Raw genomic sequence first — 20,715 nt, forward strand, 5'->3', positions numbered from 1 at the left:
GTTTGATATTGCAGTCCTTCACAGGCCGGGTAAGGCGAAAGCCGCCACCCGGCAGAAAGGCGGCACAATATCAAACCAGGTTTGTCATCAGCCAGAGGCGCCCTTACGGGCGCCCCACGTCACGTTATTTACTGCTCACCGGCAGGCCGGCGCCCTGCGATTCGCCCTGCGGCAATTCGAGAACAGCAACCGACCAGGCCGGCAGCGTGACCGAGCCGTCAGCGGCAATCTGCACGCCGCTGGCCAGCGAACGGTCGCCCGCCGCCTGCTGAATGGCGCTCAGCTGGAGCGATGCGCCGGCGAAATCCTGCAGCGTCCGGCTTTCCGGAGCGGCGTTAATCGCCACCACGATGCCGTCGACGCGGCTGTCCAGACTGGCGCCAGCCTGCATCCCGTCATCGATGGTCATCACCAGCAGACCGGTCTGCTGATCGGCGCCGGTATTGCGGAAGTCCACACGCTGCATCACCGTCGCGCCGTCGCCGAGGGTAAACAGCGGAGATGACTTACGCAGCGCGGTCAGCTCCTGATAAAACGCGGTCATCTGCTTGAGCTCGGCTTCACCCGGGGTGGCCACCCAGTCCTTCACGCGGGCGATGATGTCATAGTTGCTGCCATCATCGCTGCTGCGCGGCATACCGACGTTGTAGTTGTTGTCCTGCAGGGAGTAATCCACGCGGTTAAACCAGTCGCCGGAATCATACGAGTCGCGGGTAAAGGATTTGGAGCGCAGCAGCTCCGAGCCCTGCTGGTCAAAGGCGATCCCCTGGCCGAGCATGACCGTGGCCAGCGACACCGCCTGCATCCGGACGCGGGTGTCGAGATCCGCCTCCTGAGCGGCTTTGTAGCTGATCATGTCCCACAGCGTCTGGTTGTCGTGTTTTGACACATAGTTCACGACTTCCGTCGGATCAGCCGCGTAGCCGCCAGGCGCGCCGTTATAATCAATCTCGCTGCCTCTCTTCACCGCGCCGTCTTTGTCGATCAGCACGAAGTCCGCAAGGTTACCGGCCATGCCGAGACGGGTCAGATCGGCGAGATGGCGCGCCTGATCGTCGGTCAGGGTGGTCAGCTCATTCGGCAGAACGCCGGCCCCGCTGCCCACGCCCTGGTTCTGGCGCAATGCATCGCCGGAGTCGAACGGTCCGCCGCCGCGCACGGCGTCGCGCAGACGATCGGAGAAGGTGCCGATCCCGGTGCCTTTGAGATTGATTTGCGAGGCAATTTCAAAGCGATCGCTCTGGTTGGAATCCCAGCCTTCGCCAAAGAAGTAGATATCCGGGTTCAGCGCTTTAATGCGCTCCCAGGCCGAGAGGATCTGCGCTTTCGGGTGGTAGCCCATCAGGTCGAAGCGGAAGCCATCGATCTTATAATCGGTGGTCCATACCGCCAGTGAATCGGCGATAAGCTTGGCGAACATCCGGTGCTCTGGCGCCGAGTCGGAGCAACAGGTGGCCGATTCCACGCTGCCGGTGGTTTCGTTCAGACGCTGATAGTACCAGGGGACGATCTTATCCAATACCGAGGTGCGGTCGGTCGGGCCGGCGGCGTTGGTGTGGTTGTACACCACGTCCATAATGACGTTCATTCCCAGATCCTGCTTGATCGCCTGAATCATGGTGCGGAACTCTTTAATGCGCGCCGTGCCTTCCGGGTCGGTGGCGTAGGATCCTTCCGGTACTGTGTAGTGGAACGGATCGTAACCCCAGTTATAGGAATCGGTCTGCGCCACCAGCGTATTCAACGCCTGCACCTGCGGGTTATCCTTACTGTCGTTCTGCTTCAGCTGAGTCAGCACCTCTTCAACCGTCGAACCGCTGTCGCAATAGCCCGCGAACTCGCTGCTCTTCACCGCGCTGTTGACCTCGCACAGGCGACTGAACGGCTGCTGAATATCGGCGACTTTGTCGCTGAACTCATTGACCGTCGCCAGATCGAAGACCGGCAGCAGCTCAATATGGGTCACGCCCGAGGCCGACAGCTGCTTCAGATGCTGAACCATATTGCTCTCCTGGGCGGTGAGCGCCAGATACTTACCGCGCAGCTCCGCAGGAACGGTTTGATCCCAGGCGGAGAGATCGCGAATATGCGATTCGTGGATCGTCATCTTCGCCAGGTCAGCTTTGGTTTTCTGCGCGTGCGGCATCGTCAGCCCGTCCCAGCCTTCCGGCTTCAGCGCGCTGTCGTTCAGATCGACCACCTGGCTGTACTCCGAGTTGGTCGACAAACTGTGGGCGTAGGGATCGGTCACTTCGTACTGCTCGACTTTGCGCGACTGCGGGTGGTAGACCGTCATCGCGTAGCGGTAGAACGCGCCTTTCAGGTCGCTCCCTCCCTGCCAGGACCAGGCGCCGGAGGCGCTGTCGTGGGTCATCGGGTGGCTGGCAACCACTTTCTTGTCCGCACTGTAGAGCACCAGCTCGACCTGCTGCGCCGTGGGCGCCCAGACGCGGAAGGTCACGCCGCTATCGGTTAGCTGGGCGCCATAGCTCAGCGCCTCAGCGGCGGCGGCATAGGTATCATCCAGCACGCCGGCGGTCTGCACCTGGGTGGCGGAGCTCAGTATCCCGTCGCTTTCGGCGGATATCGCCACCGTCTCGCCCTGCAGCAATTCCTCGACGTTGACGTCATCCGGCAGCTTAAAGGCAGGATAGCTGGCGAGATGCGGGAAGCGCATGCTCACCTGCTGGCTGACGGTGGTCGGGGTCAGCTTGACATACTTATCGGTAAATTCGCCGTTACTGTCGGCGGCCACCTTACTGCTGTGGCTGTAATAGAGACGCACAATGGGTTTATTTTCCCCGCCCGGCCACAGCAGAGTGGTCTTATCGACCCAGTGCGCATCGGCCAGCGCCACGCCAAAGGCGGCGCGGAAGGCGTCGGCGCGGGAGTCATAGACCGCGCTGTTGCCGGCGATGACCGATACCGTCCGATCGGTGAAATCACTGAAAGAGACGCGCAGGTCGCTGTCGATAAGCTTATTGGTGCCATCGCGGACGATCACGTTGATACACCCGCTCTCTTTAGTCAGCGGGATCACCCAGTAAGGGCCATATTTGTCGCTGCCGGTCGGCGTGGTGCTGACATCATTCCAGTCCGCCACCGGCGCGCTCAGCGCATCACAGGTTTCGTTATTCCACAGATAGAGGTTTTTGCTGGCATAGTCGGCCGGCGTGCTGCTGGTGATGCCGGCGATATCGACGAGGTGAATGACAGCCTGGTTGGCAGAGGCCTGTACCGCTTCGCCAGGGACGGCAACGTCCGGTAAACGGACGACGACATCCTGCGGGTCGGGCGTGCCAGGATTACCGGGTTCGCCAGGTGAGCCAGAGGAAGAGGAGGAAGAGCTGTTATCACAGCCACTCAATAATACTAACGATCCAAGAAATAGGGCATGACAGGTATATCTGAGCATTCGATAGTCCCTAATATGCTTATTAAATTATAAAAGGTAAGAAAGGATGAATATCTTTACAGCGCGCTAATTAGATATTTTTGCTTTCTCAGGCGCAATCATCCCCCACAAATGAGAGGGGGGCGTAGGAAGCCGGGGGAGTAAATGAATAAAGGGAATGACGACCGCAAACCGCAAACTGATTATGATTCGCCACGCTTATCGCCACTCTCCGGCAATAATTCATTCAAAAGCCAATAATCACCTACCTGTTTCGGTAGGGTATTACGCCAGCGTGCAGAAAAATAAATTAGCAAAGGGATTAAAATGCCAGTTTCTGTGATGGGGTTAACAAATATCAATAAAGGGATAATTAAATTATTACCCCGAATTGTGACGCTCATCATATTAATAACCGCCATTCCGCAACTGGCGAAATTAACCTGGCGAGTGGTATTCCCTGTCAGTTCTGAGGATATTTCCGCCCTACCGTTAACTGCGCCTCCGGCAGCGGAACCGGAATTAAAAAACGTGCGGCCCGCGTTTACCCTGTTTGGCCTGGCGACGAAAAATCCCCCCGCGCCAGCGGAGGCCACCAGCCTCGATCAGGTGCCGGTTTCCAGCCTGAAGCTACGCCTGGCCGGGCTGCTCGCCAGCAGCAACCCGGCGCGTTCCATCGCGATTATTGAAAAAGGAAATCAGCAGGTTAGCCTTAGCGTCGGCGATACCACCCCGGGATACGATGCACAGATCGCTGCTATCCTGCCAGACCGGATCATCGTCAACTATCAGGGGCGCCAGGAGGCCATTTTATTATTTAACGATACCCGCGCGTCGTCGTCATCGCCCGCCGCCGCGCCCCGTCCGCCCCTTATGAAGCGACTCCGTGAGCAGCCGCAAAATATCCTCACTTATTTAACGATTTCACCGGTACTCAGCGGCGACAAACTGCAGGGCTACCGACTTAACCCTGGCAAAGACGCCTCGCTGTTTCACCAGGCCGGCCTGCAGGCAAATGATTTGGCGATCGCCTTAAATGGCATCGATTTACGCGATCAGGAACAAGCGCAACAGGCGCTGCAGAATCTGGCCGATATGACCGAAATAACGCTAACCGTTGAACGGGAAGGCCAACGACACGATATTGCTTTCTCCCTGGGGGATGAATAATTGCCAACCATGAAACGCCTGCGAAAAATGCTTCCTGCGCTGCTGATATTAACCCCGCTGCTATTTTCTCCGGCCGCCGCGGAGGAATTTTCCGCCAGTTTTAAAGGCACCGATATCCAGGAATTTATCAATACCGTCAGCAAAAACCTGAATAAAACGGTGATTATCGATCCCAGCGTACGCGGCACTATCACCGTGCGCAGTTACGATATGCTCAATGAAGAGCAATATTATCAATTCTTCCTCAGCGTGCTGGATGTATATGGCTTCGCCGTGATTAATATGAATAACGGCGTGCTGAAGGTGGTCCGCGCCAAAGATGCCAAGACCTCGGCCGTTCCGGTCGCCAGCGAGGCCGCGCCGGGCGAAGGCGATGAGGTCGTCACCCGGGTGGTGCCCCTGACCAACGTCGCCGCTCGCGATCTCGCGCCGCTGCTCCGCCAGCTGAACGATAACGCTGGCGCCGGCAGCGTGGTCCATTATGAACCTTCCAACGTCCTGCTGATGACCGGCCGCGCGGCGGTGATCAAACGCCTGCTGACCATTGTCGAACGCGTCGACAACGCCGGGGATCGCAGCGTGGTGACCGTGCCTCTCTCCTGGGCCTCCGCCGCGGAGGTGGTCAAACTGGTTACCGAACTCAATAAAGACACCAGCAAGTCGGCGCTGCCGGGATCGATGGTGGCGAACGTGGTGGCCGATGAGCGCACCAACTCGGTGCTGGTGAGCGGCGAGCCAAACTCGCGCCAGCGCATTATCGCCATGATCAAACAGCTCGACCGCCAGCAGGCGGTGCAGGGCAACACCAAAGTGATCTACCTGAAGTACGCCAAAGCCGCCGATCTGGTGGAGGTCCTGACCGGGATCAGCAGCTCGCTGCAGAACGATAAGCAAAGCGCCAAGCCGGTGGCCGCGATCGATAAAAATATTATTATCAAAGCCCACGGCCAGACCAACGCCCTGATCGTCACCGCGGCGCCGGACGTGATGAACGATCTGGAGCGGGTGATCGCCCAGCTGGATATCCGCCGCCCGCAGGTGCTGGTGGAGGCGATTATCGCCGAAGTGCAGGATGCCGACGGACTCAACCTCGGTATCCAGTGGGCCAATAAAAACGCCGGCATGACCCAGTTTACCAACAGCGGATTGCCGATCTCCACCGCGATCGCCGGCGCCAACCAGTACAACAAAGACGGTACCATCAGCAGCTCGCTGGCCAGCGCCCTCGGCTCGTTTAACGGTATCGCCGCCGGCTTCTACCAGGGGAACTGGGCGATGCTGCTCACCGCCCTCTCCAGCAGTACCAAGAACGATATTCTGGCCACCCCCAGCATCGTCACCCTCGACAATATGCAAGCCACCTTCAACGTCGGCCAGGAAGTCCCGGTGTTAACCGGCTCGCAAACCACCTCCGGCGACAACATCTTCAATACCGTCGAGCGCAAAACCGTGGGCATTAAGCTGAAGGTGAAACCGCAGATTAACGAAGGCGATGCCGTGCTGCTGGAGATTGAGCAGGAAGTATCGAGCGTCGCCGATTCGGCCTCCAGCACCAGCAGCGATCTCGGGGCGACCTTTAATACCCGGACGGTGAATAACGCCGTGCTGGTGGGTAGCGGCGAAACGGTGGTGGTTGGCGGGCTGCTGGATAAAAGCGTCACCGATAGCGCCGACAAAGTGCCGCTGCTCGGCGACATCCCGGTGATCGGCGCGCTGTTCCGCTCCGACAGCAAGAAAGTGTCGAAACGCAACCTGATGCTGTTTATCCGCCCGACCATTATTCGCGACCGCGATGAGTACCGCCAAGCCTCCTCCGGCCAGTACACCGCCTTCAACGATGCGCAAACCAAACAGCGGGGCAAAGAGAGCAGCGAAGCATCGCTCAGCAACGATCTGCTGCACATCTATCCGCAGCAGGAGACCCAGGCCTTCCGCCAGGTTAGCGCCGCCATTGACGCCTTTAACCTCGGAGGCCGCCCATGACGCCAGCCGCCGAACGCCGTCCGCTGTTGCCCTTCGCGTGGGCCCGCGCGCACCATCTGGTGCTGCTCAGCGACGGCCAACGCTGCGAAGCGCTGTGCCGCGCTGATACCGCCGCCCGGGCGCTGCTGGAAGCGCGCCGCCTGGCGGACGGGCCGATGAACGTCAGCCGTCTGGCGCCGGAAGCGTTCGAGAAAGTGCTGGTGCTCAGCTATCAGCGCGACTCGGCGGAAGCGCACCGGATGATGGCCGACATCGGCAATGAGCTTGACCTCTATACCCTCGCCGAAGAGCTGCCGGATACCGACGATCTGCTCGACAGCGAAGACGATGCGCCGATTATCCGTCTAATCAACGCCATGCTCACCGAGGCCATCAAAGAGAAAGCCTCCGATATCCATATCGAAACCTATGAGCGCCATTTGCAAATTCGCTTTCGCGTCGACGGCGTGCTGCGGGAAATTCTGCGCCCGCAGCGGCGGCTGGCCGCGCTGCTCATTTCGCGCATCAAGGTGATGGCGAGCCTGGACATTGCCGAAAAACGGGTGCCCCAGGATGGCCGCATGGCGCTGCGTATCGGCGGGCGGGCGATAGACGTGCGCGTCTCCACCCTGCCCTCCAGCCACGGCGAACGCGTGGTGCTGCGCCTGCTGGACAAAAACAGCGTCAACCTGGATCTGCAGACGCTGGGCATGCCCCCCGCCCTGCTTGACCAGGTCGACGCGCTGATCGCCCGGCCACACGGCATCATTCTGGTCACCGGACCGACCGGTTCCGGGAAAAGCACAACGCTCTACGCCGCCCTCAGCCGCCTCGACGCCCGGGAGCGCAACATCATGACCATTGAAGATCCGGTGGAGTATGAGCTGGAAGGTATCGGCCAGACCCAGGTCAACGCCAAAGTCGAGATGACCTTCGCCCGCGGCCTGCGCGCCATACTGCGCCAGGATCCGGACGTGGTGCTGGTGGGCGAAATCCGCGATGGCGAAACCGCCCAGATCGCCGTCCAGGCCTCGCTGACCGGCCACCTGGTGCTGTCGACGCTGCACACCAACAGCGCGCTGGGGGCCGTTTCCCGCCTGCAGGATATGGGGGTGGAGCCCTTTTTACTCTCCACTTCGCTGCTGGCGGTGATGTCGCAGCGGCTGGTGCGTCGGCTGTGCCCGCACTGTCGTCAGCCCTGGCAGGCGGATGCTGACGCCGCCCGGCAGATGGCGGTCCCGGCCGGTACGCCGCTGTGGCAGCCAAAAGGCTGCGCCCGGTGTAATTTCACCGGCTATCGCGGACGCACCGGCATTCACGAGCTGCTGCTCATTGACGACCGCGTCCGCGCCGCCATTCACCGCGGCGAAAATGAGATCACCCTGATCCAGCAGCTGGGGCCAGCCTGGCAGACCCTGCGCCATGCCGGGCGTGATAAAGCGCTGGCGGGGATCACCAGCTGGGAGGAGGTGATGCGGGTCACCGAACAGCAAACGGCGGACAGCGTCTGAGATGGCCCTCTTTCGCTATCAGGCGCTGGACGCGCAGGGCAAAACCCGCCGCGGCGTTCAACAGGCCGACTCCGCCCGCCACGCCCGCCAGCTGCTGCGGGACAAGGGCTGGCTGGCGCTGGAAGTGGCCGCCGCCGACCCGGCGAGCCGGCTGTGGCGCGGCGGGCTGATCGCCCGGCGCACCAGCGCCGGTGATTTAGCCCTGCTCACTCGCCAGCTGGCCACCCTGGTCGCCGCCGGCATTCCGCTGGAAAAAGCGCTCGATGCCGTCGCCCAGCAGTGCGAAAAGGCGTCGCTGAGAACGTTAATGGCCGGGGTGCGCAGCAAAGTGCTTGAAGGCCATTCGCTGGCGGAGGCGATGCGCGCCTATCCCGCCTGTTTCGATGGCCTGTTCTGCGCCATGGTGGCGGCCGGCGAAACCTCCGGCCATCTCGACGGCGTGCTGAACCGGCTGGCGGACTATACCGAGCAGCGCCAGCAGCTTCGCGCCCGCCTGCTACAGGCGATGATCTACCCCATCGTGCTGACGCTGGTCGCCATCAGCGTGATCGCCATTCTGCTCTCCACCGTGGTGCCGAAAGTCGTCGAGCAGTTTGTCCATCTAAAACAGGCCCTGCCCTTCTCTACCCGGCTGCTGATGAGCCTGAGCGACATTGTGCGCAGCGCGGGCCCCTGGCTGGTGCTGCTGTCATTCCTGGCGCTGCTGGGGCTGCGCTATCTGCTGCGCCAGCCCGCCCGGCGGCTCGCCTGGGACCGGGCGCTGCTGCGTCTGCCGGTCATCGGCCGCGTGACGCGCAGCGTCAACAGCGCGCGCTACGCCCGCACCTTAAGCATTCTCAACGCCAGCGCGGTGCCGCTGCTGCTGTCGATGCGCATCAGCGCCGGCGTCCTCAGCAATGCCTGGGCGCGCAGCCAGCTGGAGACCGCCAGCGAATCGGTGCGCGAGGGCGTCAGCCTGCATCGCGCGCTGGAGGCCACAGCGCTGTTTCCGCCGATGATGCGCTACATGATCGCCAGCGGCGAGCAGAGCGGTGAGCTGACCGCCATGCTGGAGCGCGCGGCGGAGAACCAGGACCGGGAGCTGAGCGCGCAGATCCAGATGTCCCTCAGCCTGTTTGAACCCCTGCTGGTGGTCACCATGGCCGGCATGGTGCTGTTTATCGTGCTGGCCATCCTGCAGCCGATCCTGCAACTGAATACCCTTATGAGTATGTGACTGTATTAATGGAGAAAACTATGCAACGGCAACGCGGCTTCACGTTACTGGAAATTATGGTGGTGATCGTCATTCTCGGCATCCTCGCCAGCCTGGTGGTACCTAACCTGATGGGCAACAAGGAGAAAGCGGACCGCCAGAAGGTGGTCAGCGATCTGGTGGCGCTCGAGGGGGCGCTGGACATGTATAAGCTGGACAACAGCCGCTACCCGAATACCGAACAGGGACTGCAGGCGCTGGTGACCGCCCCGGCCGCCGAGCCGCATGCCCGCAACTACCCGGAAGGGGGCTATATCCGCCGCCTGCCGCAGGACCCGTGGGGAAATGAGTATCAGCTGTTAAGCCCCGGTCAGCATGGCGCCATTGACGTCTTCAGCGTCGGCCCGGACGGGATGCCCGACACCAATGACGACATCGGCAACTGGACCCTCGGGAAGAAATAGTGTCTCAGCGCGGTTTCACCCTCCTGGAAATGATGCTGGTCCTGCTGCTGATCGGCATCAGCGCCAGCATGGTGCTGCTGGCGTTTCCCTCCGCCCGCACCCAGGAGGCCACGCAGATCCTGGCGCGCTTTCAGGCGCAGCTGGACTTTGTCCGCGAGCGCGGGCAGCAAACCGGCCAGCTCTTCGGGATCGTCATCCACCCTGACCGCTGGCAGTTTATGCGTTTGCAGCCTGCAGAAGAAGGCGCCCCGGCGGCGGCTGACGACCGCTGGGGCAACGCGCAGTGGCTGCCGCTGCAGGCCGGGCGCGCCACCACGGCGGAAACCCTCCCGCAGGCCAGGCTGACGCTGCGCTTTCCCGACGGCCAGGCGTGGACGCCGGGCGAGCAGCCCGACGTGATCATCTTCCCCGGCGGCGAAGTCACGCCGTTTCAGCTGCGGATTGACGCCGCGACGGGCATCAACATCGACGCCCAGGGCGACAGTCAGCCGCTGGCGGCGCGGGAGCAGCCATGAAACGCGAGAGCGGAATGACGCTTATCGAAGTGATGGTCGCGCTGGTGATTTTCGCCCTCGCCGGCCTGGCGGTGATGCAGTCCACCCTGCAGCAGACGCGCCAGCTTGGGCGTATGGAAGAGAAAATCCTCGCCAGCTGGCTGGCGGATAATCAGTTGGTGCAGCTGCGGCTGGAGAAACGCTGGCCCGCCCTCAGCTGGTCCGAAACCACCGTGGAGGCCGCCGGGACGCGCTGGTTCGTCCGTTGGCAGGGGGTGGAAACCGCGCTGCCGCAGCTGCGGGCGCTGGACGTGGAGGTCCGGCGGCAAAAAAGCGATCCCGCGCCGCTGGCGACGCTGCGCACCTGGGTGACGTCGCCATGATAACGAAAATGCGCGGTTTCACCCTGATTGAAACGCTGCTGGCGCTGGCTATCCTCGCCGTCCTCAGCGCCGCCGCCGTGATGGTGCTGCAGAACGTCATCCGCGCCGATGGCCTGACCCGCGAGAAGAGCCAGCAGATCGCTGCCCTCCAGCGCGCCTTTCGCCAGATCGCCGATGATGTCACGCACATCATTCCCCGTCGCGCCAGAAACAGCGACACGCTTTTCTTCGCCGGACGTTTCCAGTTGCAGAGCGACGACTGGGGGCTGGCCTTCAGCCGCAGCGGCTGGCCGAATCCGCTGGGGATCCTCCCGCGCTCGGAGATCCAGAACGTCAGCTACCGCCTGCGCCAGCAGCAGCTTGAACGGCTCAGCTTCGATCAACAGGATCCGCTGACCGGCAGCCAGCCGACGGCCCGGGTGCTGCTGCGCGAGGTGACGGCGTTTCGCCTGCGGTTTTATGCCGACGGGCGCTGGCAGGAGACCTGGGACCGCTCGCAGTCGCTGCCGCAGGGGCTGGAGATCACCCTGACGCTGGCGAACAGCGGGGAGATAACCCGCCTGTTTTTACTCACCCCGGGAGGCGGCCAGTGAAAAATCGGCAACGCGGCGTCGCGCTCCTGATGGTGCTGTTCATCCTCGCCCTGATGATGATCCTCGCCAGCGCCATGACCGAACGCACCTCGGTCATGTATCAACACACCGCCGTGACCCTCGATAATCTGCAGGCCAGATGGTACGCCCTGGCGGCGGAAAACATGGCCGCCGCGCTACTGCAACGCGACGCGCTGGACTCGCCCAGTCAAACAAACCTGGCGCAAACCTGGGCGCAGGAGGGACGCCGCTTTACCCTCGACGATGGCGAAATCCTCGCCACGATCCGCGACGGGCACGCCTGCTTTAATCTCAATGCCATCAACCATCGCGCGGATGAGACCAGCGGCGGTACGCCCTACCCGACCGACGTCTTCGCCCGGCTGCTGGCGCTGCTCGGCGAGTCGCCGCTGCGCGCCAGCCAGATCGCCGCCGCCCTCGGCGACTGGACGGACAGCGACGGCCAGCCGCGGCTGAACGGCGCGGAAGACGAGGTCTATATGGCGCAAACCCCGGGCTATCTCGCCGCCAACCAGCCGATGCAGGATGTCAGCGAGCTGCGCCTGCTGGCCGGAATGGACGCCGCGCTCTATCAGCGCCTGCTCCCCTTCGTCTGCGTCCAGCCGGATGATGCGCTGCAGGTCAATGTCAACACCCTGCGCCCCTCCCAGGCCGCCCTGCTGGCGGCCCTCTTTCCCGGCGATCTGACGCTGCAGGAGGCGCAACAGCTGCTGCACAACCGCCCGCGAACCGGGTGGAGCAGCGTCGCCGCCTTTCTCGCGCAGCCGACGCTGCAGAAAACCGATACCACGCTCGCCCGTCCCTGGCTGACGGTGCACAGCACACGCTTTATCGCCGCCTTCACCGTGGTGACCGGCAACCTTCGCTTTCAGCTGCACAGCGTCCTGCAACAGGAGGGGCGCGCCTTTACCGTCGTCCAGCGGCGATACGGACTTTCTATGGTGGTTGATGAATAAGTTTAACGCTTCCCCCCAGGCCATGCTGATCGTGCGCTTCGCCCCCGGGCAGGCGCCGCTGCACTGGCAACTCTTCGCCCCCGGCGAGCCGCACCACGAAGCCAGCGGCCGGTGGCCGGCTGACGACGCCAGCCCTTTCCCGACACTGGCGGCGCATTACCCGGCCTGGGTGCTGATCCCGGCCAGCGACTGCGCGTTTCACACCCTCACCCTGCCGGCGGGCCTGCGTAAACCGCCGCTGCAGGTGGCCCCCTTCCTGCTGGAAGAGCAGCTGGCCGACGAGGTGGAAGCCACCCATTTTGCCCTGCTCCACCGCCAGCAGGCCCAGTGCGAGATCGTCGCCGTGCAGCGGCAAAAAATGCGCGACTGGCTGGCGCGCTGCGAGTCGCTCTCGCTACGGCCCCTGGCGTTGACGCCCGATGTGCTGGCCCTGCCCTGGCAACCGCCGGCGTGGAGCGCGGTGCAGGCGGACGACCAGTGGCTGATCCGCCACCAGCCATGGGCCGGCATGGCGGCGGAACCCCCCTGGCTGGCGGAGCTGCTGCAGGGCGAGGCGGAAGAGCACGTCATCGACAGCTATTCGCCGCCGCCCGCGGCGCCGGGAGAGTGGCGCGCGCAGCCTGCGCAGACGCTGCTCTCCCTTGCCGCAAGTCATCCGGCGGCGCAGAAGCTCAGTCTGCTGCAGGGGGAGTTCGCCGTCCGCCGTCGGCGGCCTGATCAGACGAGCTGGCGTCCGGCGCGGTATGCCGCGCTGGCCCTGGCGCTGCTGCTGGCGGTGAACAGCGTGCTGGATCATCGCGATCTGGCGCGCCAGGCCGAGGCCGCCCGGCAGGCCAGCCGGGCCTACTATCATCGCTGGTTTCCAACGGAGAAAAAGGTGATTAACCCGCGACTGCAGATGCAGCAGCATCTGCAAACCCTTGCCCGTCAGGCGCAGCATGCTCCCCTCGTCGACCGCCTCAGCGCGTTGCAAAACATCATCAGCGAAACGCCGGGGATCCGCCTGCGGGCGCTGAGCTGGGATGCCGCAGGCAACCGTCTGCAGCTGGATATCGCCGCGGCCTCTTCCCGGGCGCTGGAGCAGTTTACCCAGCGAGCGCAGCCGCGGTTTCGCGTCCGGCCAGGCGACATGACCACCAGGCCGGATGGCATTGAAGGACAGCTGACGCTGGAGGAAAACGATGGCTAATCTGCTCATCTGGTGGCGGCAGCGCACGCTGTCGGAGCAGCGCCTGCTGCTCGGCCTGGCGGGATTGCTGACAGCCTGCGCCCTCTGGTACGGGCTGTGGCAGCCCTGGCGGGCCCGCGAGGCGCAGTGGCGGCAAACCCTGGTGAAAGAGCAGGCCAGCCTGCGCTGGATGACGCAGCAGGGTCCGCGCCTGCAGCAGCTCAGCCAGCAGCCCGCGCCGGCGGCAAAAGAGGCGCTCACCGCGCTGGTGATGCGCGAGGCGGCGAGCCACGGGCTGGAAGTCGTTCGTCTGCAGCCGCAGGGGAAACGTCTGCAGGTCACCCTTCAGCCCTGCGCCTTCCAGGCGCTAATGGACTGGCTGGACGCCCCGGCGATGCGCGGCGTCAACGCGGTCTCGCTGTCCGTAACCGGGCAGCCGTCGCGGCCGGGCTGGGTCACGGTCAACCATCTGCTGCTGGAGCGCGACGATGAAAGCTAACGGGCTCGCAGGTGGGCTACTGCTGGCGCTCTATCTGCTGTGGTTGACCGCCACCGCCCCGGCGCGTCTGTTAGTCCCGATGTTGCCGCCCGAGGTACAGGTGGCCAACCTTAGCGGCAGCATCTGGCGCGGCGCGGCGCAGTCGGTCTCCTGGCGCGGCGTGCGGCTTGAGCGGCTGACGTGGTCGCTCACCCTGGCTGGCTGGCAGATCGCGCTCAGCGATCCCCGCGGCGTGGAGGGCCAGGCCCGGCTGTGGGGCATCCGCGATCTGCGTCTGCAGGAGGGGCGGCTCACCGCCCCCGCCAGCCTGCTCGGTCGCTGGCTAACGCCGACTATGCCCGTCAGCGCCGAGGGAGAGGTCACTTTCAGCCTGGCCGAAGCGCACTTCAGCGAGGGGCGCTGCCGGCAAATCACCGCCGGACGCGCGCAGTGGCGTCAGGCCCGGCTGCACTCTCCGGTCGGTAGCCTGGAGCTGGCCCAGGTCAGTGGCGCCTTAAGCTGTACGGCGAACGGCGCCGTGGCGCTGGCCATCCGCCAGGATTCTCATCAGTTGAGCCTCAGCGGCCAGGGAACCCTGTCGCCCGATGGCCGCTATCTGTTTCGCGGTACGCTACAGCCCCGTCAGGGGATGCCGCCCCTGCTGGCGCTGCTGGTCACCCGCCCGATGGCGAAAAACGCCCCGGGCCCGACGCCGTGGCAGCTGCAGGGAAAATGGTGATTAAAGGAGCAAAAATGACGACATTAGCCGCATTATCGCTGCATTTTCCCCTTGTCTGGTATGGTTTCCTGCTGCTGTTCGGCCTGGCGCTGGGCAGCTTTTACAACGTGGTGATCTACCGTCTGCCGCGCATGCTGACCCAAACCGCGGACGACGAGCCGATAACCCTCAGCACGCCGGGCTCATCCTGCCCGCAGTGTCGCCAGCCGATAGCCTGGCGGGACAATATCCCGCTGCTCAGCTTCCTCTGGCTAGGCCGTCGCGCCCGCTGCTGTCAGGCGCGCATCTCGTGGAGCTATCCGCTGACCGAGCTGGCCACCGGCCTGCTGTTTATCCTCGCCGGGGCGCTGCTCGCGCCGGGCCTGGCGCTGGCGGGCGGCCTGGTGCTGCTCTCCTTCCTGCTGATACTGGCGCGGATTGACGCCCGGACCCAGCTGCTGCCCGATCGCCTGACCCTGCCCCTGCTGTGGGCCGGACTGCTGTTTAATCTTAACGAGGTGTACATTGCGCTGCCGGACGCGGTCGCCGGGGCGATGGCCGGTTATCTGGCGCTGTGGTCGGTCTACTGGCTGTTCCGCCTGCTGACCGGCAAAGAGGCCCTGGGCTATGGCGATTTTAAGCTGCTGGCGGCGCTGGGCGCCTGGTGCGGCTGGCAGGCTCTGCCGCAGGTGCTGTTGCTCGCCTCGGCCAGCGGGCTGGCGTGGACCCTGCTGCAGCGCCTGTGGACCCGGCAGTCGCTGCAGCAGCCGCTGGCCTTCGGCCCCTGGCTGGCGCTGGCGGGAGGGGGCGTTTTTCTCTGGCAGCAGATGGTCTAGCGTGAGTGGTTCGCCGGGCCGGGCAGAATGCCGCCCGGCGCCTGGGGCTACGAATATTTTTTGCTGCGCCGGGTCGGGGCGGCGTTGGCCGGATCGTCCGGCCAGACGTGTTTCGGATAACGTCCCTTCATCTCTTTTTGCACCTCGCGGTAGCTTCCCTGCCAGAAGGCGCTGAGATCGCGAGTGATCTGCAGCGGACGCTGGGCGGGCGACAGCAGCTCCAGCACCAGCGGCACCCGCCCCTCGGCGATAACCGGCGTCGTGGCCTCGCCGAACATCTCCTGCATACGCACCGCCAGCGCCGGCGGGTTCTCCGCATGGTATCGGATCGCCAGACGGCTGCCGGTCGGCACGGTATAGTGCGTCGGCAGCTCGCGATCCAGCTTCTGGCGCAGCGGCCACGGCAGCCAGTCCTGTAGCGCCTGACGCAGATCCAACGCCTTCAGCGCCCGCAGCGAGTGAACGCCGTTCATCTGCGGCAGCAGCCATGCCTCCAGCGAGGCCAGCAGCGAAGCGTCATCCACCGTGGGCCATGCCTCTTCCGGCAGCCACTGCGCCGCACACTGCAGCCGCAGTCGCAGCTGCTCGGCCTCTGGCGTCCAGTTGAGCACCGCAAGGCCTTTCTCACGAATACCGTTGAGCATCGCCTGATGCAGCTCCGCCTCAGATGGCTTCGCCAGCGACTGGGTCTTGATCACCAATTGGCCCGTCACGGTCCGCCGCCAGGCTTTCAGCGTCCCCTGCGCTTCATCCCACTCCACCGTGTCGGAACGCTGCGCCAGCTCGGGACGGGCGGCGATCAGCTCGCCGATATCCACCGGCAGAGCCAGCAGCATGCGGGCATCCGGCGAGGCGCTGCCCTGCAGCAGCAGCGGGGCGATCAGCCACTCATGGCGGCCCAGCGCGTCGTCGGCGTCAAGCATCGCGCCCATGCCGTTCGCCAGCTGATAGCGTCCCTCCTGACCGCGGCGACGGGCGATGCGGTCGGCGAAGGCCGACGCCAGTAGCGCGGCCATTCGTCCGGCGTCGGGCTGTCCGCTGCGGCAGGCCAGACGCTTCATCAGCTGCTGCGCCCGCTGCTGCCAGTTGGCCTGCTGACGGGAAAAGACGGCGGCCAAATCCACCAGCCCGCCGCGCGGCGGCTCCTCGAGGATCGCCGCCAGCCTGGCCGCCGTCGCCACTTCGTCATCGGTCTGCGCAGCGGCCAGCATCGCCGCCAGCCGGGGCTCGTTGCCGAGAGTCGCCATTTTGCGGCCAAACGCCGACAGCCGCTCGCCGTCCAGCGCCGAGAGCGCCTCCAGCAGGCGGCGCGCGGCGGCCAGGTTCACCGCCGGCGGCTGATCCAGCCAGGCCAGCGCGGCCGGATCGTGGCACCCCCACTGCAGCAGCTCCAGCAACAGCGCCGACAGATCGCTGTGCAGGATCTCCGGTTCGCTCTGCGCCGCCGCTCGTTCGGCCTGTTCTTTGCCAAGCAAATGCAGGCAGATCCCCGGGGAGAGACGACCGGCGCGTCCGGCGCGCTGCGTCATCGATGCCTGGCTGATGCGCTGCGTCACCAGCCGGGTCAGGCCGGTGCGCGGGTCAAAGCGGGCAACCCGCTCCTGGGCGCTGTCGACCACCAGGCGGATGCCCTCGATGGTCAAACTGGTCTCGGCAATGTTGGTGGCCAGCACCACTTTGCGTTTTCCGGCCGGCGCCGGGAGGATCGCTTTGCGCTGCTCGCTCAGGGGCAGCGCGCCATACAGCGGACAGAGGATGACATCCTCCGCCACGCGCTCCGTCAGCTGGTCGAGAACGCGCTGGATCTCGCCGACGCCGGGCAGAAACAGCAGCATCGACCCCTGTTCATGCCGCAGGAGCTCCGCCGCCGCTACCGCCACCGCCTCATCAAAACGCTGGTGCGCGGAGAGCGGGCTGAAGCGACGCTCCACCGGATAAGCGCGCCCCTCCGAGACCACCACCGGCGCCTCCGGCAGCAGACGCTGCAGGCGCTCGTTATCGAGGGTCGCCGACATAATCAGCAGTTTGAGATCGTCACGTAACCCCTGCTGGACATCAAGCAGCAGGGCCAGCGCCAGATCCGCCTGCAGGCTGCGCTCGTGAAATTCATCGAGGATCACCAGCCCCACGCCCGTCAGCTCGGGATCGCGCTGGATCATGCGCGTCAGGATCCCCTCCGTGACCACCTCCAGGCGGGTCTGCGGTCCGACGCAGGTTTCGGCGCGCATGCGGTAACCCACGGTCTCCCCGGGCTTTTCGCCGAGCAGTTCAGCCAGCCGCTGCGCGACATTGCGCGCCGCCAGACGCCTCGGCTCCAGCAGGATAATGCGTCCCGTAATGTTGCCCTTGGCAAGGATCTGCAGCGGCAGCCAGGTCGACTTCCCGGCGCCGGTCGGCGCGTTGAGCAAAACCTGCGGCGCATGCTGCAGGGCGGATAACAGTTCTGGGAGGACGGCGGCAACCGGCAATGAGGACACAAAAGGCTCCGGGGGTTAACATTCAGGGGCTCGCATTGTAGCATCCCCCTAATTCATTACCGAGTCTCTATCATGTCTGAGCCGAAAAGGCTGTTTTTTGCGATTGAACTGCCGCCTGCCATCCGCAAACAAATTGTCCAGTGGCGGGCAACGCACTTCCCGGAGGATGCCGGCAGGCCCGTCGCGGCGGATAACCTTCACCTCACGCTGGCGTTTCTCGGCGAGGTGAGCGCGGAAAAACAGCGGGCGCTGACCGCCCTCGCCGGCCGCCTCCAGCTGCCGGGCTTTACCCTGACGCTGGACGATGCCGGACAGTGGCTGCGCTCGCGGGTGGTCTGGCTCGGGCCCCGTCAGCCGCCGCGCGGCCTGCTGCAGCTCGCCAGCATGCTGCGCGCTCAGGCGGCGCGCAGCGGCTGCTATCAGAGTCCGCAGCCGTTTCATCCGCATATTACCCTGTGGCGCGACGCCCGCCAGGCGGTGCCGATCCCGCCGCCCGGCTTTCGCTGGACGTTTCCGGTGAACAAGTTCGTGCTCTATGAATCCAGCTTTAGCCGGGGGCGCACGCGCTACACGGCGCTGGAACATTATCCGTTTGATAAGGAAAGTTGATGCAGTTTGATCCGCCGTTGCAGCCCGCCATTTTGCTTAAACGTTACAAACGATTTCTTGCCGACGTGGTGACCCCCGATGGCCGCGAGCTGACGCTCCACTGCCCGAATACCGGGGCGATGACCGGCTGCGCCGCCCCGGGCGACACCGTCTGGTATTCCACCTCTGACAATGTGAAGCGCAAATATGCCCACACCTGGGAATTAACTGAAACGCAGCAGGGCGCCGTTATTTGCGTCAATACGCTGCGCGCGAATACGCTGGCGAAAGAGGCGATTTCCGCCGGAATAATCCCTGAACTTTCAGGCTATAACCAGCTGAAAAGCGAAGTGAAATACGGCGCAGAGAATAGCCGTATCGATATTATGTTACAGGCAGATGATCGCCAAAACTGCTATATTGAAGTGAAATCGGTTACGTTGGCGGAGAAAGAATACGGTTATTTTCCCGATGCGGTGACCACGCGCGGTCAGAAGCACCTGCGGGAGCTGATGGCCGTCGCGGCAAATGGCGACCGCGCGGTGATTTTATTTGCCGTCCTGCATTCGGCAATTGACCGTTTCTCTCCCGCGCATCATATTGATGCCAGATACGCACAGCTGTTAACAGAAGCCCGCGACAAGGGGGTGGAAATTCTCGCCTGGAAAGCGGAACTTTCTACGACGAGGATGACTCTGAATAAGCCGATCGCCGTGGTGTTAAACCCCGGTAAATAAGTGGCTAAATAGTGTTCGGGTCGCAAGCGCGAATACGCTTTTCTTCACAGGGTTGTCAAGTGTAACGTTTAGATAATTGCTATCCGGAAAAGCATCTGCTATTTATAGCGGCCTGATTTTCCCCCACATGGGGATCGATAGTGCGTGTTAAGGAGAAGCAACATGCAAGAAGGGCAAAACCGTAAAACATCGTCCCTGAGTATTCTCGCCATCGCTGGGGTGGAGCCGTACCAAGAGAAACCGGGCGAAGAGTATATGAACGAAGCCCAGCTGGCGCACTTCAAGCGTATTCTTGAAGCATGGCGTAATCAACTCAGGGATGAAGTGGATCGCACCGTATCGCACATGCAGGATGAAGCTGCTAACTTCCCGGACCCGGTAGACCGTGCCGCCCAGGAAGAAGAGTTCAGCCTGGAGCTGCGTAACCGCGACCGCGAACGTAAACTGATCAAAAAGATCGAGAAAACGCTGAAAAAAGTTGAAGACGAAGACTTCGGCTACTGCGAATCCTGCGGCGTGGAGATCGGCATTCGCCGTCTGGAAGCGCGTCCGACAGCGGATCTGTGCATTGACTGCAAAACCCTGGCGGAAATTCGCGAAAAACAGATGGCGGGCTAATCCCCTGCTGCCTCACTCTCTGGCGGGAGTCTCTCCCGCCTGGTTCTGTTGTCCGTATCATGACTGACTCACGCTATATAGGGCGCTTTGCTCCCTCCCCCTCCGGCGAACTCCACTTCGGCTCTCTGATCGCCGCGCTCGGCAGCTACCTGCAAGCCCGCGCGAACCAGGGTATCTGGCGCGTTCGTATTGAAGATATCGACCCGCCGCGCGAAGTCCCCGGGGCCGCCGACACCATCCTGCGCCAGCTCGACCACTACGGTCTGCACTGGGACGGCGAGGTGCTCTGGCAGTCGCAACGGCACGAAGCCTACCGCGAGGCGCTGGCCTGGCTGGGTGAGCAAGGGCTGAGCTATTACTGCACCTGCACCCGCGCGCGGATCCACGCCGTAGGCGGGATCTACGATGGTCACTGCCGCGACCTTGGCCTGGGGGCGGAAAACGCCGCGCTGCGTCTGCGCCAGACCCGGCCGGTTCTGCAGTTCACCGACCGCCTGCGCGGCACGCTGGTCGCCAACGAGCCGCTGGCGCGTGAAGATTTTATTATCCACCGTCGCGACGGGCTGTTTGCCTACAACCTGGCGGTGGTGGTCGATGATCACTTTCAGGGGATCACCGAGATCGTCCGCGGCGCCGATCTGATTGAGCCGACGGTGCGGCAGATTTCGCTGTATCAGCATTTTGGCTGGCAGGCGCCGGACTACCTCCATCTGCCGCTGGCCCTCAATGCCGACGGCAATAAGCTCTCTAAACAAAACCACGCGCCGGCGCTGCCGGAAGGCGATCCGCGCCCCGAAATCGTCCGCGCGCTCCGCTTTCTGAATCAGGAGATCGCCGGGGAGTGGCAGGCCCTGAGCGTCGCTGATTTACTCGCCCAGGCCGTCGCCAACTGGCAGCCCGCGAAAATCGAGCATTCTCAAATGGCTCCCGCTGAGCTATGATTAGCCGCTAT

20 protein-coding genes are annotated in these 20,715 nt (G+C 63.4%); 18 read left to right on the forward strand and 2 right to left on the reverse strand.

Annotated features, from left to right (window positions below; all coding sequences use genetic code 11):
* Positions 1-124: 124 nt before the first annotated feature.
* Positions 125-3,415, reverse strand: a complete 3,291-nt coding sequence (gene pulA, locus ABLV04_RS21060) for a pullulanase-type alpha-1,6-glucosidase (protein ID WP_180265997.1) — start codon at positions 3,413-3,415, stop codon at positions 125-127.
* Between the two features lie 184 nt (positions 3,416-3,599).
* Here pulA and ABLV04_RS21065 point away from each other — a divergent pair, with 184 nt between their 5' ends.
* The 14 genes from ABLV04_RS21065 to ABLV04_RS21130 are packed head-to-tail and all read left to right on the forward strand — an operon-like array spanning position 3,600 to position 15,343.
* A complete protein-coding gene (locus tag ABLV04_RS21065; protein WP_032429281.1) occupies positions 3,600-3,737 on the forward strand; it encodes a hypothetical protein in 138 nt (45 codons plus the stop codon).
* Complete coding sequence (gene gspC, locus ABLV04_RS21070; RefSeq protein WP_180265998.1) at positions 3,722-4,564, forward strand: type II secretion system protein GspC; 843 nt, start codon at positions 3,722-3,724, stop codon at positions 4,562-4,564. The genes ABLV04_RS21065 and gspC overlap by 16 nt, the downstream gene beginning before the upstream one ends.
* A gap of 9 nt (positions 4,565-4,573) precedes the next feature.
* Entirely contained in the window at positions 4,574-6,547 is a 1,974-nt protein-coding gene (gene pulD, locus ABLV04_RS21075; RefSeq protein WP_101977669.1) for a GspD family T2SS secretin variant PulD, read from the forward strand.
* Complete coding sequence (gspE, locus tag ABLV04_RS21080; protein WP_101977668.1) at positions 6,544-8,037, forward strand: type II secretion system ATPase GspE; 1,494 nt, start codon at positions 6,544-6,546, stop codon at positions 8,035-8,037. The genes pulD and gspE overlap by 4 nt, the downstream gene beginning before the upstream one ends.
* A 1-nt stretch (position 8,038) precedes the next feature.
* Positions 8,039-9,253: a type II secretion system inner membrane protein GspF gene (gspF, locus tag ABLV04_RS21085; RefSeq protein WP_023292025.1), complete on the forward strand. Its 1,215-nt coding sequence runs from the start codon at positions 8,039-8,041 to the stop codon at positions 9,251-9,253.
* 20 nt (positions 9,254-9,273) lie between these two features.
* Entirely contained in the window at positions 9,274-9,696 is a 423-nt protein-coding gene (gene gspG, locus ABLV04_RS21090) for a type II secretion system major pseudopilin GspG (protein ID WP_002889054.1), read from the forward strand.
* Entirely contained in the window at positions 9,696-10,211 is a 516-nt protein-coding gene (gene gspH / locus ABLV04_RS21095; protein WP_048336417.1) for a type II secretion system minor pseudopilin GspH, read from the forward strand. The genes gspG and gspH overlap by 1 nt, the downstream gene beginning before the upstream one ends.
* Positions 10,208-10,573 carry a type II secretion system minor pseudopilin GspI gene (gene gspI, locus ABLV04_RS21100; RefSeq protein ID WP_032452553.1) on the forward strand — a complete coding sequence of 122 codons (366 nt, stop codon included), beginning with the start codon at positions 10,208-10,210 and terminating at the stop codon, positions 10,571-10,573. Before gspH ends, gspI begins: the two co-directional genes overlap by 4 nt.
* The gene (gene gspJ / locus ABLV04_RS21105) at positions 10,570-11,166 is read left to right on the forward strand and encodes a type II secretion system minor pseudopilin GspJ (protein ID WP_080820703.1); all 597 of its coding nucleotides are present in this window, start codon (positions 10,570-10,572) and stop codon (positions 11,164-11,166) included. Before gspI ends, gspJ begins: the two co-directional genes overlap by 4 nt.
* Positions 11,163-12,143 carry a type II secretion system minor pseudopilin GspK gene (gene gspK, locus ABLV04_RS21110; RefSeq protein WP_077259115.1) on the forward strand — a complete coding sequence of 327 codons (981 nt, stop codon included), beginning with the start codon at positions 11,163-11,165 and terminating at the stop codon, positions 12,141-12,143. Before gspJ ends, gspK begins: the two co-directional genes overlap by 4 nt.
* A complete protein-coding gene (gene gspL / locus ABLV04_RS21115; protein WP_101989312.1) occupies positions 12,136-13,332 on the forward strand; it encodes a type II secretion system protein GspL in 1,197 nt (398 codons plus the stop codon). Before gspK ends, gspL begins: the two co-directional genes overlap by 8 nt.
* Positions 13,325-13,810, forward strand: coding sequence for a type II secretion system protein M (locus tag ABLV04_RS21120; RefSeq protein ID WP_023292019.1), 486 nt, complete (start codon positions 13,325-13,327; stop codon positions 13,808-13,810). Before gspL ends, ABLV04_RS21120 begins: the two co-directional genes overlap by 8 nt.
* On the forward strand, positions 13,800-14,528 hold the full coding sequence (locus tag ABLV04_RS21125) for a type II secretion system protein N (protein ID WP_023292018.1): 729 nt from the start codon (positions 13,800-13,802) through the stop codon (positions 14,526-14,528). Before ABLV04_RS21120 ends, ABLV04_RS21125 begins: the two co-directional genes overlap by 11 nt.
* 14 nt (positions 14,529-14,542) lie before the next feature.
* Positions 14,543-15,343 (forward strand): A24 family peptidase, encoded by an 801-nt coding sequence (locus ABLV04_RS21130; protein WP_023292017.1) that lies wholly within the window; start codon positions 14,543-14,545, stop codon positions 15,341-15,343.
* A gap of 47 nt (positions 15,344-15,390) precedes the next feature.
* On the opposite strand, the gene hrpB is transcribed toward ABLV04_RS21130, so the two are convergent.
* On the reverse strand, positions 15,391-17,820 hold the full coding sequence (hrpB, locus tag ABLV04_RS21135; protein WP_180265999.1) for an ATP-dependent helicase HrpB: 2,430 nt from the start codon (positions 17,818-17,820) through the stop codon (positions 15,391-15,393).
* A gap of 72 nt (positions 17,821-17,892) precedes the next feature.
* On the opposite strand from hrpB, the gene thpR reads away from it, so the two are divergent.
* The 4 genes from thpR to gluQRS all read left to right on the forward strand — a co-directional run bounded on the left by thpR (position 17,893) and on the right by gluQRS (position 20,704).
* Positions 17,893-18,429: an RNA 2',3'-cyclic phosphodiesterase gene (thpR, locus tag ABLV04_RS21140; RefSeq protein ID WP_180266000.1), complete on the forward strand. Its 537-nt coding sequence runs from the start codon at positions 17,893-17,895 to the stop codon at positions 18,427-18,429.
* A complete protein-coding gene (sfsA, locus tag ABLV04_RS21145; RefSeq protein ID WP_023292014.1) occupies positions 18,429-19,145 on the forward strand; it encodes a DNA/RNA nuclease SfsA in 717 nt (238 codons plus the stop codon). Before thpR ends, sfsA begins: the two co-directional genes overlap by 1 nt.
* A 162-nt stretch (positions 19,146-19,307) precedes the next feature.
* Positions 19,308-19,763: an RNA polymerase-binding protein DksA gene (gene dksA, locus ABLV04_RS21150; protein ID WP_002888845.1), complete on the forward strand. Its 456-nt coding sequence runs from the start codon at positions 19,308-19,310 to the stop codon at positions 19,761-19,763.
* A 59-nt stretch (positions 19,764-19,822) separates the two neighbouring features.
* On the forward strand, positions 19,823-20,704 hold the full coding sequence (gene gluQRS, locus ABLV04_RS21155; RefSeq protein WP_048296709.1) for a tRNA glutamyl-Q(34) synthetase GluQRS: 882 nt from the start codon (positions 19,823-19,825) through the stop codon (positions 20,702-20,704).
* The last annotated feature ends 11 nt before the right edge of the window (positions 20,705-20,715 follow it).

The organism is Klebsiella sp. JN_Kp127 (assembly GCF_040062505.1).
Lineage (GTDB): Bacteria > Pseudomonadota > Gammaproteobacteria > Enterobacterales > Enterobacteriaceae > Klebsiella > Klebsiella quasipneumoniae.